General features: G+C 61.6%; 1 protein-coding gene and 1 pseudogene. Both read right to left on the reverse strand.

Features of this window, described 5'->3' with window-relative positions; translation table 11 throughout:
• Window positions 1-596 (reverse strand): annotated as a pseudogene (locus HX846_RS12510) (two-component sensor histidine kinase); the annotation flags it as partial.
• 65 nt (window positions 597-661) lie between these two features.
• Complete coding sequence (locus HX846_RS12515) at window positions 662-1,126, reverse strand: Spy/CpxP family protein refolding chaperone (RefSeq protein WP_087692654.1); 465 nt, start codon at window positions 1,124-1,126, stop codon at window positions 662-664.
• Window positions 1,127-1,277 lie beyond the last annotated feature (151 nt).

Consider the following 1,277-nt stretch of genomic DNA (forward strand, 5'->3'; position numbering starts at 1 on the left):
CGCGCCAGGCTGTTCTGCTGATAGGTGGTCTGGCCCAGGTCGTGCACTGCGCCGCGCAGGCGGCTGAGGGGGCGGGTGATGGACAACGTCACCAACAGGCTGAACAGGGTCAGCACCACCAGCGCAATCGCCAGGGCACTTAACGGCCAGAGTAGGCTGCTGCGGTGCCAGGCGTCCAGTTCCGGGTGGGGAATGCGGTAGATCAGCAGGTAGGTGTCGCCGGTTTTTTCGCTGGTGTACTCGGCGGTCAGCCGGCGCCAGGGCAGGTGGCGGTCCTGGCTGTCGTTTTGCCGGGCTTCGAGGGCGGCGGCGCGGCGCGGGAAGGTGCCGCGCACCACAGGCTCGCCGCTTTCGTTAAGCACTTGCACGTCAATGTGGTACTGACGCTTGCGCTGCTGCAGCAGCTCCTGGGCGGCGTCCTCGCCCTGGGCCTCGTAAAGCTGCGTCCATTCCTGCGCGAGGTTATTGAGCCCAGGGTGGCGGCTGAGAATCCAGGCGTCCTGGTTGAGCATATGCCCAAGCAGGATCGACAACCCGGCAACCAGGGCGATGGCCAGCCAGAAGCTGGCAAGGACGCGCCAGAACAATGAACGCACAAGAAATCCTCAAACAGGAAAAGCCCAGCGGCGGTGGCCACTGGGCTGGGAGTGAAGCTAGATCATTATTGCGCTTTTTGCGGCTGCTGGGCTTTCCAGGCCTGGAATTCCTTCCACTCGGCGCGGCGCTCGGCTTGTTTCTTCACGATCTCGTCGAATTTCTTCTGTTGATCGGGTTTCAGCACGGCACGGATGTCGGTCTGGGTTTTCTGCTTGGCGGCCGCCATTTCGTCTTTCATGGCTTTCTGATCTGCGGCTGGCAGTTTGTCCAGGTACTTGCGCACCAACTCTTTGCGAGCGTGCCATTGCTGGCCCATCAACTTGCCGATCTGCTGGCGCTGTTCAGGGCTCAGGTCCAGCTGGCTGAAAGGGCCACCTTTGCCCCGCATGCCGTGTTCACCGCCGTGACCTGGGCCACCCATCATGTGGCCTTCAGGACCGCCCATCGGGCCTGGGCCTTCTGGCGCAGCGGCCATGGCAACGGTTGGCAGGGCAGCAGCGAACATCAAAGCGATAAGGGTCTTGCGCATGGTGATTCTCCTGTCTCTATTCCGGTGAGTCCGGATGTGAGTAGATTACGGAGATCAAGGTCAGCGGCAGTCAGGGTACGGTAAAGCTTGGGTAAAGAGGATTTTGGGCGGGGCTGACAAAACTATTGGCGACCGTAGCAGCTGTCGAGCC

Origin of the sequence: Pseudomonas sp. K5002 (assembly GCF_013386655.1) — a bacterium.
Classification (GTDB): domain Bacteria; phylum Pseudomonadota; class Gammaproteobacteria; order Pseudomonadales; family Pseudomonadaceae; genus Aquipseudomonas.

Excerpts from the sequence above, each read along its gene's own strand:
- HX846_RS12515 (WP_087692654.1), bottom strand. The coding sequence starts at position 1,126 with ATGCGCAAGACCCTTATCGCTTTGATGTTCGCTGCTGCCCTGCCAACC.